Origin of the sequence: Natronolimnobius sp. AArcel1 (genome assembly GCF_011043775.1) — an archaeon.
Classification (GTDB): Archaea; Halobacteriota; Halobacteria; order Halobacteriales; family Natrialbaceae; genus Natronolimnobius.
On the sequence record NZ_JAAKXY010000003.1, the window covers coordinates 40687 to 56818 of the forward strand.

Sequence of the window (16132 nt, forward strand, 5' to 3'; positions counted from 1 at the left end):
TTCGAGCCGACAGTCTCCTTCGAGCGCGAATCCAGCAAGGTATTTCCGCGTTCAGTGCCCCGATTTGGGTATGGATCCGGCGCTTGGCCCGCCCGACGCGATGGCCGAGAAACGCGACGAGTTGACGCCGATGATGGCACAGTATCACGACCTCTGTGCCCGCTACGACGACGCTATCGTCCTCTTTCAGGTCGGCGACTTTTACGAAACCTTCTGTGGCGCTGCCGAACGCTCCGCGCGCATCCTCGAGATTGCCCTCACGAGCCGCGAAGACTCCACCGGCGAGTATCCGATGGCCGGCATTCCCATCGATAACGCCGAATCGTACATCGAGACACTGCTCGAGGCTGGCTACCGGGTTGCGGTCGCGGACCAGGTCGAGGAACCGGGCGAGACCTCGGGTGTCGTCGAACGAGCCGTCACCCGCGTGATCACGCCAGGCACGCTCACCGAAGACGAACTGCTCGCAAGCGACGACAACAACTTCGTCGCGGCGGTCGCTTGCGGTTCCGGTGACACCGACGCCGCGGCCACAGCCGATGCGGAACTCGCACTCGCCTTGCTCGACGTCTCAACCGGCGACTTTCTCGCGACGAGTTCGGACTCGAGGGAGGCACTCGCGGACGAAATCAGTCGATTCGAACCCGCTGAGGCCGTCGTTGGACCCGACGCTCCGACGGCGCTCTGTCCTGACGGCTGCATGGTCTCGCCCTACGACGAGCGCGCGTTCGACCGCGAATTGGCGGGTGAAAAGCTCTCTACCTATTTCCGAAATCCAGACGCCCTGCTCGTGAGCGATGCTGAAATCCGCGCCTGCGGCGCCGTCCTCGCCTACGCGGAATACGTCCGCGGCGGTGCACACGAGGGCGAACGCGGCGAGGGCAACAGCGGGGACACCGACAATGCCGACAGCACCGCCGCTGGCTCGCTCGAGGCTCCCGCCGATGGAACCCACCTCGAGTATCTCACCCACCTCACGCGCTACGATCCGCGGGAGTACCTGCTGCTCGACGCCGTGGCCCTGCGCAGCCTCGAGTTATTCGAACCCCGTGGCGTGCACGGCCGAGACGACGCGACGCTCGTTGGTGTTCTCGATGAGACCTCAAGCGCACTTGGCGGGCGCAAACTCCGTGATTGGCTCCGGCGGCCGCTGCTCGAGCCTGCACGGATCGAAGCGCGACTCGACGCGGTTGAGGAACTGACCAGTGCGGTCCAGACACGCGAGCGACTGCACGACCTGCTTCGGAACGTCTACGATCTGGAACGGCTGATCGGGCGCATCTCTCGCGAGCGGGCAAACGCGCGAGACTTGCGCTCGCTACACGATACGCTCGCGGTAGTGCCCGACATTCGCGGACAGGTAGCCGACGCCGACTGCGAGCGACTCGATCGCGTCCACGAGAATCTCGACCCGCTGGACGATGTCCGCGAGTTGCTTGCGGACGCGATTGTCGACGAGCCACCAATCGAGATCACCGAAGGCGGAATCATCGCCGAGGACTACGACGACGATTTAGACGAGTTGCGCGCGACGGCACGAGATGGCAAGCAGTGGATCGACGATCTCGAGGCGCGCGAACGCGAGCGCACCGGGATCGACTCGCTGAAAGTCGGCCACAACTCGGTCCATGGCTACTACATCGAGGTGACGAACGCGAATCTCGAGGCCGTCCCCGAGAACTACCAGCGCCGCCAGACGCTGAAAAACTCCGAGCGCTTCGTCACGCCGGAACTCAAAGACCGTGAGGACGAAATCGTCGGCGCACAGGAGCGCGCGGATGACCTCGAGTACGAGCTATTTTGCACTGTGCGTCGCGAAATCGCCGCCGAAGTCGAACGCGTGCAGGCACTCGCTGATGCGCTTGCGACGCTTGATGCGTTCGTCTCGCTTGCAACGGCCGCGGCACAGTACGATTACTGCCGACCGGAAATCGTTGACCGCGATGGGAGCGGACAGGCCAGCGGACGCGACGATGACTGCAGCGACGGGCGCGTCCTCGAGATTGAGGGCGGCCGTCACCCGGTCGTCGAGCGTACACAGGAGTCGTTCGTGCCGAACGACACCCGGTTCACTGATGACCGACGATTGGCAGTGATCACGGGGCCGAACATGTCCGGAAAGTCGACGTACATGCGTCAGGTCGCCCAGATCGTCTTGCTGGCACAGGTCGGGAGCTTCGTCCCCGCTCGTTCGGCCAGACTGACGCCGGTCAATCGTATCTTCACACGCGTGGGCGCGAGCGACGACATCGCGGGTGGGCGCTCGACGTTCATGGTCGAGATGGACGAACTTGCGACGATCTTGCAGGAGGCCGACGAGCGCTCGCTCGTCCTGCTAGATGAGGTCGGACGGGGCACCTCGACCGCGGACGGTATGGCTATCGCGCAGGCGATCACCGAACACCTCCACGACGCGGTCGGCGCGACGACGCTCTTTGCGACCCACCACCACCCGCTGACTGAACTCACAGACACGCTCGAGGGCGCGTTCACGCTCCACTTCGAGGTCGAACAGGTCGACGGCGAGGTCGTCTTTCATCACGAAATCGTCCCGGGTGCAGCGTCGGGATCGTACGGCGTCGAGGTCGCGACCGCGGCGGGTGTTCCTGAGGACGTGGTCGAACGCTCGAGAGAATTGGTTGGAACAGCAGAATCAGCAGGTGCGAGCGCGCTCGAGGGCGATTCAGTCAATTCGCAGTCGGCTGCTGGGAACGACGCTACGCGCTCGCCGTCGGCGACCGCTGATGGCGGCGATGACCCGACCGATATTGCAGCGGAACTGCGTGCGCTCGATCTGGCACACCTGACGCCAGTCGAAGCGCTGACGGAGCTAGATCGGTTGAAACAGTTGCTCGAGGAGTAGCCTACTCGGCAAGTTGCTTGCGATACACGAGCATCTCGAAGGAGTCATCGGAGACCTCGAGTTGCTCGCGACAAACCTTCTCGAACCCGTTCGTTTCGTACAACCCTCGTGCTGCAGCCTGCGACGCCATCGTATCGAGAACGATAGTCGTGTATCCGCACTCTCGAGCACGCTTCTCGAGTGCTGTGTAGATTCGGCTGCCATACCCCTGGCGCTGGTGGGCTGGATCAACGCGCATGCGGGTCAACACGATTGTCGTCTCAGGCAGTTCGGACAGGAAGTTCGTAATGTAATGGTCGCTCTCAAGAAGTTGATACCCACCCATTGCGACGATTTGACCGTCGACTTCACCGACGAGGAACTCGCCGTTGCGCTCGAGGAACGTCTCTGTAACGTTCTCGAGGTCGTCATCCGGAACGTCTTCGAGATACGCGCCGATATCACGCATTGCTGCTTCGTGGAGGTTCCGAACTCGAGACGCATCGGCTGGTCGAAAGCGCCGAACGGACAGGTTGTCACCCATACGCTGAAATTATGGCCTCAATTACAAATTTGGGATTATATTGACAATTTTTGAGTGTGCTTTACTGGAACGAGTACACGTGGGCATACTCCCAGCCAACACGATCTCGAGCGAACCGCACCCATACACCGCCTAGTTCACTCTGCGGGCGGCTCGAGCGAGACGAACTCGAGGCCGTGATCGCTGAGTAGGCGGCTGGCGCGGTCGGTGACTGAAGGGGCCACCAGAATCCCGCGGACGGCAGCGTCGGCGTGGAGGTCACGCTCGAGGGCGTCGACGTATCGGCGAAGTTGGCTGACAGCGTCGGGGCCGACGCGGCGGCGTTTGAGTTCGACGACGACTGCGCGGCCCGCCGAATCCTCGCCGTAGATGTCGACGGCTCCCGCGGGCGTTGCGCGCTCGGTTGCAAGCGGGGTGAAGCCGGACTCGAGCAGGTCGGGCGTCTCGAGGATGCGCTTGCGAAGGTCTTCCTCGGTGCCGACGAGGCTGATGCTGGTCTCATCGGTGCCCGCAAAGACGGACACCTGCAGAACGCGCGTGAAGGTCACGCGGAGGCGCTCCTCGGGCGTCGAGCGGGTGCTCTCGAGGACGAGCGCGTCTGTGGTGTCGGCCTCTCCCTCGGCCAACTCGACGGTGTGCTCACAGCCCGGTGGCTGCCAGTTGACCGGCTTTTGGCCCTCGTCAGTGTGAACCAGAATTGTCCCATCTGGTTTGCACATGACGTGCCTGTCGCCGGACCCGAGTTCGCTCGAGGCGCGGCCGTCGTAGTCGACGGTACAGCGCCCGAAGACTGTCACGAGCGCCTCTCGTGAGATGCCATCAGCGAGTGTCTCGCGGGCAGCCTCGAGTGCGGGGCGCTCGAGTGTGTCGACGCGGGTATCCGGCTCGGTACGAGTCACTGTCTGCCCGTAGCCAGCGGGTGAGTAAAAACGCCCCGTCCCGTGGTCGGCGGATGGAGATGGTCGACAAACGAAGTCAGGTGCTTTTATTTTCGTTCAGCCCTGAATCCGGACCGAATGGAATCTAATCCAACTCGTCGTCGTCTCCTCCAACTGGGCGGCGTCGGTGCGACCGCGTCGCTTGCCGGCTGTAGCCAGTTCGACATCCCCGGCAGCGAGGACGACAGCGAGTCCGAGCCTCAAACCGAAAGTGAGGCCGAACTCGAGGCCGACACGGAACCCGATATTGACCCCGCAGACGGCATTACTGCAGTTGTTCAGCCTGATCAGGAGGCCCTCCAACAGGCACAACAAGAGGTCATGGCGGAACTTGAAGAGGGAGACCTCGATGAGCAGGAAGCACAGATGGAGCTCCAACAGCGCCAGGTGGAACTGATCAGTTCCCACGCTGCGGAGTTCGAGTCATCGATGAGCGATGATGACGAGGTGTCGATCGAAGCAGGTGTCGCCCAAGAAGGCGCGCTCTTGATCGATGGGCCTGACGAGCGACTTATGAGCCTTCTTCGAGATGGAGATGTCTCTGGATTGATGCCTGGCGCAGAGTACGGCCGCATGCTCGAGCAACAGGAGCAACAGCAACCGCCGGTTGACGCGGAAGAAGGCGGTGAGGAGCCAGTTGAGGAAGAACCTGTGGACGAAGACGACGCTGACGACGAGACCGCAGATGGCGACGACTCGACGGACGAGGACGAAGCCGGCGATGAAGACGAAACCGACGACGCAGACGAATAGCGCTACTCGAGGCTGAACGGACTTTTTCGTGCTGTCCAGTCCCACCCCGGGAGTCGCTCCTGAAAGCCAGCCGCGAGTGCGGCCTCGAGATCGTCGACCCCGGCGTTTTCTTCGGGACCGCCGTGGACCTGCAGATCTGCGTAGTGGAACGTCGCTTCGCCGAGGGTGCGAAGTGGTTGCGTGCCGGCGATGGTCGCGGCGAGTTCGCGCCCGAGCAGTTCGTCGACGATGAAGCCGGGATAGTCGTCCTCTACATCGAGATCACGCAGCAGGGCTGTCATCGCGGCGACATTGACTGCCAGATCGCCATCTGCGAAGACGACATCGACTTCGTCCCGATACTGTTCGGTGGTGACGTGATCGACGGTGGTGTCGAACGTCTCGCCCAGGTCATCGCGCACGTCGTTGATGATCGGGACAATGGTCTCGCTGTGGTCGACAATCCAGTCACGCTCGGCGGCGACACGGGCCGGAGTCAGGTGCATACTCCCTGTTTTTCGCCCATATCCCTGTCTTTTGCGAAGGCTTTTATACCACGCAAAGAATAGGCTCGGGTAAGCGGGTTCTCCCTGGAATCTTCCCGCATGGACCAGGATAACCGATCTGGGAGCGTGTTCGTCACGGCACGGAAGTACACAGTATGAGACGAGAATGGAGACAGCTATCGTCGTCTGACGACGGCGATCGCTGTTGCTTTTCCCGACGATGCGACCGACTGTCGGTGTTCCCGTCTCGAGGTGTGTCCGTTCGTGTTCCGTTTGTAGCCGGCAATTCGATCGGCCGGACGTGTTCCCAGGCGACGAGTTCACGCAAGCCACATCTGGCGACATATGAGCACTGTAGAGCAGCAACTCGACGATTTGCAAGCAGAGATCACGAGCGAGCTTCCGAGCGATATCTCGGTCTCCTCGGTGAAGTACGAAGGCCCCGAACTGGTGGTGTACACGCGCGATCCGAAGAAATTCGCCAATCAGGGCGATCTGATTCGGAAACTCGCGAGTAAACTCCGCAAACGGATCACCGTCCGGCCGGACCCAAGCGTCCTCTCGCGTCCCGAAGAGGCACGCGAGGAAGTAATGGGCGTAATTCCGGAAGAAGCTGGCGTGACCGACCTCGATTTCCACGCCGATACTGGCGAGGTCGTCATCGAGGCCGAAAAGCCAGGCATGGTTATCGGCCGCCACGGCTCGACGCTTCGCGACATCACGAAAAACGTCGGCTGGACGCCCGAAGTCGTCCGCACGCCGCCGATCGAATCCTCGACCGTCTCGAACGTTCGGAGCTTCCTCAAGCAAGAGCGCGACGAGCGCCGTGACATTCTCGAGAAGGTTGGCCGACAGATCCATCGCGACGAGATGTCCGATGACGAGTACGTCCGCATCACGACGCTTGGTTGCTGTCGCGAAGTCGGTCGTGCGTCCTTTATTATCTCGACGCCTGAGACGCGAATCCTTGTCGACTGTGGTGACAAACCCGGTGCGGAGGGCGAAGTGCCCTACCTCCACGCACCCGAGGCGTTCGGTGCCGGCCCACAGACCATCGATGCCGTTGTCCTCACACACGCCCACCTCGACCACTCCGCGCTGATTCCGCTGCTGTTCAAATACGGCTACGACGGTCCGATTTACTGTACCGAACCAACGCGAGACCTGATGGGACTGTTGACGCTCGACTATCTCGACGTCGCAGCCAAAGAAGGTCGAGCGCCGCCGTACGAAAGCGAACAGGTCCGTGAGGCTATCAAACACTGCATCCCACTCGAGTACGGCGACGTCACCGACATCGCACCGGACGTCAAACTCACGTTCCACAACGCAGGCCACATTCTCGGCTCGGCCGTCTCGCACTTCCACATCGGCGACGGCCTCTACAACGTCTGTTTCTCGGGCGACATTCACTACGAGGACACCCGCCTGTTCAACGGCGCGGTCAACGACTTCCCGCGCGTCGAGACACTCGTCCTCGAGTCAACCTACGGTGGTCGCAACGACTACCAGACTGACCAACAGGATTCCGAGGAGAAACTCAAGGAAGTCATCAACGAGGCCTACGACAAGGGCGGAAAGGTCCTGATTCCGGCGTTCGCAGTGGGCCGATCACAGGAGATCATGCTCGTTATCGAGGAAGCGATGCGAAACGGCGATATTCCCTCGATGCCAGTCCACCTCGATGGCATGATCTGGGAGGCAACGGCAATCCATACGACCTACCCAGAGTACCTGCGTGACGATCTGCGCGACCGGATCTTCCACGACGACGAGAATCCGTTCCTCGCCGACGAGTTCAACCACATCGACGGCGGCGAGGAGGAACGACAGGACGTTGCCGACGGCGACTCCTGTATTATCCTCTCGACCTCGGGTATGGTCACCGGCGGTCCGATCATGTCCTGGCTCGGCCACATCGGTCCCGACCCAGACTCGACGCTCGTCTTCGTCGGCTACCAGGCCCAGGGAACGCTCGGTCGACGCATCCAGAACGGCTGGGACGAAATCCCGACCAGCGAAGTCGGTGCAATGGGCAACGGCGGCGGCCGCGGCACCCTCGATCTCAACGTCGATGTCGAAACCGTCGATGGCTTCTCCGGCCACGCCGACCGCGCCGGCCTCGAGAACTTCGTCAAGACGATGAATCCACGCCCCGAGAAAGTGCTCTGTGTCCACGGTGACGAGCGCTCGACGCAGGATCTCTCCTCGGCACTCTATCACGACTACAACATGCGGACGTTCGCACCGAAGAATCTCGAGACGTTCCGCTTCCTGTAGGTCGGTTCGTCGCTTTCTCGTCGGCGTTCTTATCGAAGGTCCTGTTCTCGTTCTCGAGTCTGCAATCGGTTTCGGGGGGTTTTTGCGCGAACCGCCCGAAATTAGACTGTGAACGACGAGGCGATTCCGACCGGCTGTGGGGCGGTCGACGAGTTACTCGGCGGGGGGTTCGAACGCGGGACCGTCACGCAGGTGTACGGCTCGCCAGCCGCGGGTAAAACGAATGTCGCACTTTCTGCGGCCGTCGAAACCGCAGCCAGCGGCGGTACGGCGGTCTATATCGACACCGAGGGCGTCTCCGTCGACCGCTTTGAGCAACTGCTGTCCGCTCGAGTGGCGAGCACCGACGATGAGACAGCGCCCGATATCGAGACGGTTGCCTCACGAATCGTCATTGAAGATGCACTCGATTTCGACGAACAAGCCGAAGCTGTCCGCGACGCAGAAGAGTTCGCTGAACGGGCAGACCTGATCGTCCTCGACAGCGCAACCGGGTTCTACCGCCTCGAGCGAACAGGCGACGGCGACGAGGGCGAGGCCCTGCGCTCGGTGGCGCGTCAGGTCACACATCTACTCTCGCTCGCGCGCAAACACGACCTCGCGGTCGTCCTGACGAATCAGGTGTTTGCTGATCCCGACTCGGATCGGACGCGTCCACTCGGCGGCAACACGCTCGAGCACTGGACCGGCGTTGTCGTCCGTCTCGAGCGCTTCCGCGGCGGGAATCGACGCGCCACACTCGAGAAACATCGCTCGAAACCGGTCGGCGAGTCCGCGAAGTTCCAGATTACGGATACTGGACTCGGTGGTGGCGACCGCCAGCGACACTAACCAGACTGTGGTGACTTCCCCTACGACTAACGTCATGGGCTTTCTCCTCGATTTCGTGTATGCAGGGAGAGACCACCAGCGTTGACAAATTATAATTATTAACTCGTACATAGCTACGCCAATACAGAAGTAGCCTGCTCACGAATGCGTCGTGTGAACAAGACACAAGAACGGGCAAGAGATGATGCTGTCGTCGAGGTCGAGTTCACGGTGTCGGATCCGGGGTATCCGCTGGTTGCGCTCTCGGCTGAAACGGCGTGTTCAGTCGAGTTGATTCAACTGCTCCCTCGGAGCAACGGCTCTTACACCGTGTTCCAACGTGTCGCTGGCTGTCCACCTAAGCACGTCCTTTCGGTCCTTGAGCGCTACGACAAACTCGAGGCGTGTGTGGTCAGTGAGACCGATACGGATGCCGTCCTCGAGGTACGAATCGACGAAGACGGTGAGTTCTTCACGATTAGCTTGACCGATGCGGGTGCGATTCCGACGGAGCTGAGCAGTCATGATGGGACCGCACGGATCGTCGCGGAAATCCCACCGATTTACTCCGCATCAGCCGTCATTGAACAGTTTCAGGAGATGTATCCGCGCGTCGAAATCGTTGCCCGACGTCAAAAAGAGTACGCAGTCTCACTCTTTCGACGACAGAAACTGTACGAGACAGCGCTCAGTTCACTCACACCGCGTCAACACGAAGCGCTCTTTCTAGCGTACATGAACGGCTTTTATGACTGGCCACGGAAAGCGACTGGTGAAGAACTCGCCGCAGAAATGGACGTTTCGCCACCGACGTTTCACGAACACCTGCGATCTGCAGAACAGACAATATTCTCGGTGATTTTCGGGTCGTAATTGAAAACGGCTGAAATGACAGGCTGCCGTAGTGGGCAGCCAATACACTCCTTACAGTTCGTTTAGCTTCCGCAGGAGCTGGCCGCGGTACTCCTCGTCGCTCACCACGCCTTTCATTTCAAGGACGTTGCGCTCGAGTTTGTCGAGTGCGACGCGGAAAGCGTTTTCAGCGCCGTAGCCTTCGCCGGTGCCAGCGACCTGGTCTTTGTTCGTGCGCAGACGGATCTGGCAGTGGATAAGCGGCGTGCCGCGCAGTTTCTCCTTGTGTTCTTTGAACCGGACGTTCGCGTGGTGGACCTGCATGTCGGCGTACTTGTCCGAGACCTCTTCGATGCCGTCGACGACGCCGTCGCGCGAGATTGTGTCGAGCATCGAGATGTTCGAAATCTGAACGTCCATGCGTTCTTCTTCGGTGAACGTGAGCGCACGCAGCACATCCGTTTTGGTGATGACGCCGATGACGACTCGGTCATCGTCATCAGGCGTGACCATCAGGCCCGCGTAGTCGTCCCCGACCATCGTCTCGACGGCCTCTTTGGCGGTCGTATCGAGCGTGGTGGTTCGGACCGGGCTGTTCATGATGTCGTAAATCGGGACATCAAGCAGGCGATCTGAGTCGCCAACGCGGTCGCCGGTCGTCGTCTTGTGATTCTCGCGGATGACGAAATCAGCGATATCGTGGGTCGTCACGACGCCGGTCAGGTAGCCGTTGTCATTAAGAATCGGCAGTCGTGAGATTCCGTGCTCGCGCAGGTGGTTGATCGCCTTGCCAACACCGTCGTCTTCTCGCAGCGTAACCGGATCTGCTGTGTAAATGTCCTCGACGGTCAGTGCATCGAGGTTCTCGAGGACGGCCTCCAAGATGGCGTCATCAGAGATGACGCCCCAGAGGTCGCCGTGTTCGAAGACGGGTGCGACCTTCGAGTTGCTCTCGACTAAGACGCGTGCGGTTTCACGAACGTCTTCTTCGCGGTCGATTTTCGGCGCAGGATCGTTTCGGCTGGGTTTAATCAGCGCTGCGACTTTCGCATCGTCCTCGACGTGTGACTGGAGGACCTCTCGTTCGCTGATGACGCCCTCATAGTCGCTGTCATCGGTGACGATAATTCCTTTGGGGTTGCCGTCTTCGAACGTCGAACGGACTTTCCCCATTCGCGTGCCAACGTCGACTTCGATGTACTCCGGTGTGGCGATATCAGCGATATTCATCGTTCCAGACGAATATACTGTCTCCGGGGTATTTAACGTACTGCCCGTTGTATCCAAGTGGTCATTGCAGGTGGGGTTTTTGAGGGTGGCGTTGAAAGGCAATCAATGCTCGACATCAGCGTCCTCGGCCGATACACCTACCTCGCAACCGAACTGTTCTGGGGGGCAATTGCCGCAGTCTTGCTCTATCGCGCCAACGCCCTCCGCAAAGCCGCCGTGACGATCCTCGCACTGTATCCGATCGCGTACGTCTGGGACCGCTACACCCTCGCCGTCGGCGTCTTCGACATCAAACTCCGCACCGGCATCGATATCGCCGGCATCCCACTCGAGGAACACCTCTTTATGGCCGTCGTGCCGGGACTGGTCATCGCCTTCCACGAGACGATTTTCGGGACCACTGAGCCAGAGGCTGACGCCACGGCCGGTGGCGCCGGGGGCGACCACGCCGTCACAAGCACGTAAGCCAGCGGGACGGTTTGCTGGCATTCACCGTTCCTCGAGCAGAGTATCATATCCTGCAACCGACCGCCGTCCCCTTATCTGCGTGTCCCCAACGTAAGGCCAATGGCACGCGGGCCGTCGTCCGAACCGGACGAACACGGCGCTGACCGTCCTGGCTCGAGCGTGCACTCCACTCGCGAGAGTCCGCCCCCTCGTCGGGATGGGGACCGCGGCCTCCTGCGCGGATTGCTCTCTCTCTTGCTCGTCTGCGTTCTGCTCGCTGGATTGTTCGTTGGCGCGTTGGCACTTTCGCCAATGACGCTCGAGGAGGTCCGTGAGATCGACAGTCTCGACGATCTGGACGATATCGTCATCGACACCGGCCCGATGCCCGACCCGAGCGCTGATCCGCCACCGGCCGGCGAGCGCGATCCCGAGGTGACCGATCCGGACGACCCCGGTGAATCGACGTACGAAACCGAGGTCGAAACCGTCTCGTCGGCTACCGTTGAGGACTTCGTCCACGCCGAGGTCAACGACCGCCGCGCCGAGCACGACCTCGAGGCGCTCGAGTGGGACGGCACCGTCGCTTCTGTCTCACGAGCCCACAGCGTCGATATGGCCGAGCGGGAGTATTTCGATCACGTGAACCCGGACGATGAGGGGCCGTACGATCGATTTGACGCGGTCGACAGCTACTGTCGCGCCTACGGTGAAAACATCGCGCTGACGTGGGTTGACAGACCGATCGACGACCCCGGCGAGGACGAGACAATCCGCTACCAGACCGCAGAACGTCTCGCCACCGGGCTGGTCGATCAGTGGATGAACTCCCAGCCACACCGTGAGGCAATCCTCGAGGACCACGGTGGCCCCGGCTGGGACCGCGGCGGCGTCGGTGTCTATATCGACGACGATGGCGCGGTGTACGCCTCACACAATTTCTGTCTCACCTGATGTGAGCCCTGGGTGAGTTTCACCGTTGCGTACATCGGTTTGGTGTCGATCGGTTTGTCACTCCTCGAGTAGATTTCGTGCCATGATCTCGCGACACACTAGCACTCGTTTTCACGAGTCTGCGGGAGAAAGATTATGGTCTCGGAACCGCCAGACCCCCCTATGAGCGATGAGTCTTCACAGGATGGGGAAACAGGGGACAGCCTCGAGCCGGGCGGTGGCCCGCGACGTGTCGTCTCTGAGACCAGCGTCGACGATATTTTGGCGTCGCTTGATGACGCGAAGCCAGAGTCGGATTCTGCAGCAGACGGCGACGCAGCCAAGTCGACACAGACCGTCGCGTCCGACTCGACGTCATCCGTTGAGGCTGAAAAGACGGACGAGCCGGACGAGACTGACAGCACAACCGACTCAGAACCGAACGCCACCAGCGACGACCCGTTCGAAGACAACGCAGAGACGGGCGCAGACACCGAGGGCGTCACGACTGAGTTCGACGAAACCGAGGTACCCACTAGCGATCCAACAGCCGCCGTCATCGAAGAAGCCGAAGCCGACTCGTCTCCCGACGATACAGCTGCCGACGCGTCAGTTGACGACGCCGCCGCTGCGCTCTCGAGTACGGCAACTCAGGCGAACTCGCCGGCAAAATCAGCGACCCCCACAGATGAAACCGCAGCCGAGTCGGACACTGAACCTGAATCCGACACCCCTGCTGTCGATCCAGACCTCGCCGAACGCGCCAAACGCGGCGACATCTCCGGTGCAGACGTCCGCGCAGCCGAAGCCGGCGAGGGTCGTGAATCGACTCCCGAAATCGACGACATCGAACTTTCGATGGCTGACCTCGAGACGAGCAGTGGGTCATCATCCCTAAGCAACTCACCCAACTCGAGCACAAGTGCTGGTACAGGCGACGGCCCACTCGCTGGCACGCTCGAGGCAGACGCAAAAGCGGATGAGGAGGGAGACTCAGAGCCGGACTCGAGCGATGAGAAGTCACCGGGACTGCTCGGTCGACTCAAGCGCTTGTTCTCCTGAAGCGGGCCCGCTTAGCTGACGAGGGTAATCAACACGAATAGGGTCCCAATCGAGACGAGCGTCGTGAGAAAGACGTTCAACGAAGCGAACTCCTTGTCACCGCCGAGTTCCGTCGCGAAGACGAACGTCGAGACGGCAGTCGGGGTTCCGAGCATGACGACCGTCGCCGTAAACGCCGCTGAATCGACACTGAGCAGCGAGAAGACGATCCACGCGAGCACCGGCATACAGCCGACTTTGAGCGCGATCACGGAGCCTGCCCCACCCAGGTCGATCGACGACGCGCCGGTCTGTAACGACGCCCCGACACACAGCAGTGCAAGCGGGAGCGCAAGCGCCCCGACCACGTCGAGGCCGGTCGCAGCGGCCGACGGCACTGTTACGCCACTCGAGCCCATGGCAAGGCCCGAAAGCAGTGCCAGCAACACTGGATTCCTCGCGAGGTCGCGAAGCTTTTGCCCAATTGCTGCGTCTGCGCCGTTGAGCGTCGACAGGATAGTAACCGTCAGCGGCAACTGCGTGAGCGTAACGACCCCGAGAACGACGCTCGCGATTGCTGTCACCTCCGGCCCGAACGTCGCGGCGACCAGTGGCAACCCGAGATAGCCGAGATTCGAGTGATATGACTGCACGATTGCGACGCTCCGGCGCGGCGTTGATGCTTGCCGCTGGTGAACCACCCACGCCAGACCAGCCGTCGAAAATAGCACAAACAGGAGTCCTCCGAGCAACTCGAGCGAGAGGAGTTCACCGATCGCCTGATCGTACGTCGAGACGAAGATCAGCGCCGGCAGCGCAACGTAGTACGCGAGGGCGTTCAGCCGGGCTGCCCGTGTCGCGTTCAATACGCCGCTCGTGCGCAGGCCCGTCCCGAGCAACAAAATCACGAGCAGCGCCAGCAGCCGGCCGAGGACCTCCATACGCCGACCCAGTGGACACGCCGCTTTCTACTATGTGGTTCCCGACGCGTTTGCGAAACCGTCACACTGCGTGGCTCCGCGATCTCGACACCACCGAAGTGCATTACTCGAGGCCGTCGATAATCGCCCGTGTGTCGTCTCTCGAGAACGCCCTCGAGGTTTCTGCACTAACGTTGCCCTGCTTGGTAACTCCGAGTACCGCCTGTGCGGCCGTCTCGTCGTCGGGAAACTCGCTGATCGTAAGCGTATCGTACTGGCCAAACAGCATGTAGAACTCGCGCAACTCGCCACCCAACTCGTCGAATTGCGTCTCGAGGCGGTCGATGCGCTCGGGGCTGTCTTGAATCGCCGCTGCGCCTTGCTGTGTGAACTGCCACAACGTCACGTATGTCGCCATAGCAGGCGTACGGCCACCGACTGGTGTCATAAATCTCTCCCGTGCTCGTGTTTCGAGTGTGGCCGCCTCGAGGGTCTGGGGCCAGTGGACGTGGAGTTCGAAACTGCGCTCGAGAGGTGGGTTGTTGTGTGATTTTGCCGGTGCTCTCGAGCGATGTTTGGGTAGCGATGTTTGGGTAGCGATGTTTGGGTAGTAAAATGGGGTTGGGGCAGATTTGAACCTCGTCAAGACGTGCTCGCTTGCGCTGCGCGCGACTTGCCTGGTTCAAACTACCCGTAACAATTTCTGACGGAACGGAAGACTCGCGTCGCGTGGCGTTATTGCCACGCTCTGCTCGTCAATTATTGTTCCGTCAGAAATGGGTTGGGGCAGATTTGAACTGCCGGCCTCCTCCATGTCAAGGAGGTGTCATAACCAGACTAGACCACCAACCCGCCTTGTGTTGCGTGCATTGTGACGTCCGCCGTCACGTTGTCTGCACTCAATTGTTGCCCACGGGTGTAATTGAAGGTTTCGAATCGGACGCTGTACGGCAGAGAGGGACACGGGGCTCCGACACGCTTAAGTCGATGTACTCATTTGAACATTGTAAGACAACTACGTACATTGGTGTTCACTATGCAGGAGTACGTCGAACGCGTCACAGAGGGCGAGGATCTCACACAGAACGAGGCTCGAGCGGCGTCGACAGCCGTTTTCGAGGAGGCGACGGAGGCGCAGATCGGCGCGTTACTCACGGCACTACGCGCGAAAGGCGAGACGGAAGCCGAAATCGCTGGCTTCGCAGAAGGAATGCGCGAGGCCGCACGGACGATTTCGCCCGACCGCGAGCCGCTGGTTGACACCTGCGGAACCGGCGGCGACGACTACGATACGATCAACGTCTCGACGACGAGCGCAATCGTCGCAGCCGGCGCTGGAGTCTCCATCGCCAAGCACGGCAACTACTCCGTTTCGTCGTCCTCCGGGAGTGCAGACGTCCTCGAGGAAGTTGGCGTCAACGTCGAAGCTGAGCCCCCAGCCGTCGAGGAGGCGATCGAAAATGACGGCATCGGCTTCATGCTCGCACCGGTGTTCCACCCGGCGATGAAGGCAGTCATCGGGCCGCGAAAGGAACTCGGCATGCGGACGATCTTCAACGTTCTTGGGCCACTCACGAACCCCGCGGGCGCAGACGCGCAGGTCGTCGGCGTCTACGACCCTGACCTCGTCCCCGTCCTTGCAGACGCACTCGCACGGATGGATGTCGAGCGCGCGCTGGTCGTCCACGGCGCGGGCACCGACGAAATCGCAATTCACGGCGAGACACAGGTCGCAGAAGTTGCGGATGACGGCGTTGAGGAGTACACCCTCGAGCCGGCAGACCTCGGCCTCGAGCAACATGCAATCGCAGACATCTCGGGTGGCTCGCCCGCCGAGAACGCGGCCGACATGCGCGGAATTGTTGAGGGTGACGTGACTGGCGCGAAACGAGATGTGATCCTCGCGAACGCGGGCGCAGCGATCTATGTCGCGGGCGAGGCTGACTCGCTCGAGGACGGTACCCACGCCGCACTCGAGGCGATTGAATCAGACGACGCGGCCGGCAAACTCGCAGATCTCTGTGCCGTGCCCGAGCCAGAGCCGGGGGTCTGAATCG

15 protein-coding genes and 1 tRNA gene are annotated in these 16132 nt (G+C 61.0%); 9 read left to right on the top strand and 7 right to left on the bottom strand.

Annotated features, from left to right (window positions below; translation table 11 throughout):
• Positions 1 to 70 precede the first annotated feature (70 nt).
• Entirely contained in the window at positions 71 to 2863 is a 2793-nt protein-coding gene (gene mutS / locus G6M89_RS08395) for a DNA mismatch repair protein MutS (protein ID WP_165161366.1), read from the top strand.
• Between the two features lies 1 nt (position 2864).
• Here mutS and G6M89_RS08400 read toward each other — a convergent pair whose 3' ends face one another.
• A complete protein-coding gene (locus G6M89_RS08400) occupies positions 2865 to 3386 on the bottom strand; it encodes a GNAT family N-acetyltransferase (protein ID WP_165161367.1) in 522 nt (173 codons plus the stop codon).
• Positions 3387 to 3523: 137 nt separating this feature from the next.
• A complete protein-coding gene (gene nucS, locus G6M89_RS08405; RefSeq protein WP_165161368.1) occupies positions 3524 to 4285 on the bottom strand; it encodes an endonuclease NucS in 762 nt (253 codons plus the stop codon).
• Positions 4286 to 4402: 117 nt separating this feature from the next.
• Between nucS and G6M89_RS08410 the strand changes: the two genes are divergently transcribed.
• The gene (locus tag G6M89_RS08410) at positions 4403 to 5077 is read left to right on the top strand and encodes a hypothetical protein (protein ID WP_165161369.1); all 675 of its coding nucleotides are present in this window, start codon (positions 4403 to 4405) and stop codon (positions 5075 to 5077) included.
• Between the two features lie 2 nt (positions 5078 to 5079).
• Here G6M89_RS08410 and G6M89_RS08415 read toward each other — a convergent pair whose 3' ends face one another.
• Entirely contained in the window at positions 5080 to 5562 is a 483-nt protein-coding gene (locus tag G6M89_RS08415; protein ID WP_165161370.1) for a hypothetical protein, read from the bottom strand.
• A gap of 345 nt (positions 5563 to 5907) precedes the next feature.
• Here G6M89_RS08415 and G6M89_RS08420 point away from each other — a divergent pair, with 345 nt between their 5' ends.
• From G6M89_RS08420 to G6M89_RS08430, 3 genes are all read left to right on the top strand, one after another.
• Positions 5908 to 7842 carry a beta-CASP ribonuclease aCPSF1 gene (locus G6M89_RS08420; RefSeq protein ID WP_165161371.1) on the top strand — a complete coding sequence of 645 codons (1935 nt, stop codon included), beginning with the start codon at positions 5908 to 5910 and terminating at the stop codon, positions 7840 to 7842.
• Between the two features lie 108 nt (positions 7843 to 7950).
• Positions 7951 to 8673, top strand: a complete 723-nt coding sequence (radB, locus tag G6M89_RS08425; protein ID WP_165161372.1) for a DNA repair and recombination protein RadB — start codon at positions 7951 to 7953, stop codon at positions 8671 to 8673.
• A 153-nt stretch (positions 8674 to 8826) separates the two neighbouring features.
• Complete coding sequence (locus G6M89_RS08430) at positions 8827 to 9525, top strand: bacterio-opsin activator domain-containing protein (RefSeq protein ID WP_343162634.1); 699 nt, start codon at positions 8827 to 8829, stop codon at positions 9523 to 9525.
• A 51-nt stretch (positions 9526 to 9576) separates the two neighbouring features.
• Here the strand turns inward: G6M89_RS08430 and G6M89_RS08435 are convergent, their stop codons facing one another.
• A complete protein-coding gene (locus G6M89_RS08435) occupies positions 9577 to 10734 on the bottom strand; it encodes a CBS domain-containing protein (protein ID WP_165161374.1) in 1158 nt (385 codons plus the stop codon).
• Between the two features lie 105 nt (positions 10735 to 10839).
• Here G6M89_RS08435 and G6M89_RS08440 point away from each other — a divergent pair, with 105 nt between their 5' ends.
• The 3 genes from G6M89_RS08440 (at position 10840) to G6M89_RS08450 (ending at position 13176) form a co-directional block, all read left to right on the top strand.
• Entirely contained in the window at positions 10840 to 11199 is a 360-nt protein-coding gene (locus tag G6M89_RS08440; protein WP_165161375.1) for a lycopene cyclase domain-containing protein, read from the top strand.
• A 102-nt stretch (positions 11200 to 11301) separates the two neighbouring features.
• On the top strand, positions 11302 to 12135 hold the full coding sequence (locus G6M89_RS08445) for a CAP domain-containing protein (RefSeq protein WP_165161376.1): 834 nt from the start codon (positions 11302 to 11304) through the stop codon (positions 12133 to 12135).
• Positions 12136 to 12297: 162 nt separating this feature from the next.
• Positions 12298 to 13176 carry a hypothetical protein gene (locus tag G6M89_RS08450; RefSeq protein ID WP_241175277.1) on the top strand — a complete coding sequence of 293 codons (879 nt, stop codon included), beginning with the start codon at positions 12298 to 12300 and terminating at the stop codon, positions 13174 to 13176.
• Positions 13177 to 13187: 11 nt separating this feature from the next.
• On the opposite strand, the gene G6M89_RS08455 is transcribed toward G6M89_RS08450, so the two are convergent.
• The 3 genes from G6M89_RS08455 to G6M89_RS08465 form a co-directional block, all read right to left on the bottom strand.
• The gene (locus G6M89_RS08455; protein WP_165161378.1) at positions 13188 to 14096 is read right to left on the bottom strand and encodes an AEC family transporter; all 909 of its coding nucleotides are present in this window, start codon (positions 14094 to 14096) and stop codon (positions 13188 to 13190) included.
• A gap of 103 nt (positions 14097 to 14199) precedes the next feature.
• On the bottom strand, positions 14200 to 14493 hold the full coding sequence (locus tag G6M89_RS08460) for a GYD domain-containing protein (protein ID WP_165161379.1): 294 nt from the start codon (positions 14491 to 14493) through the stop codon (positions 14200 to 14202).
• Positions 14494 to 14852: 359 nt separating this feature from the next.
• Positions 14853 to 14927 (bottom strand) — tRNA-Val (locus G6M89_RS08465).
• 184 nt (positions 14928 to 15111) lie between these two features.
• Between G6M89_RS08465 and trpD the strand changes: the two genes are divergently transcribed.
• Positions 15112 to 16128: an anthranilate phosphoribosyltransferase gene (trpD, locus tag G6M89_RS08470; RefSeq protein WP_165161380.1), complete on the top strand. Its 1017-nt coding sequence runs from the start codon at positions 15112 to 15114 to the stop codon at positions 16126 to 16128.
• The last annotated feature ends 4 nt before the right edge of the window (positions 16129 to 16132 follow it).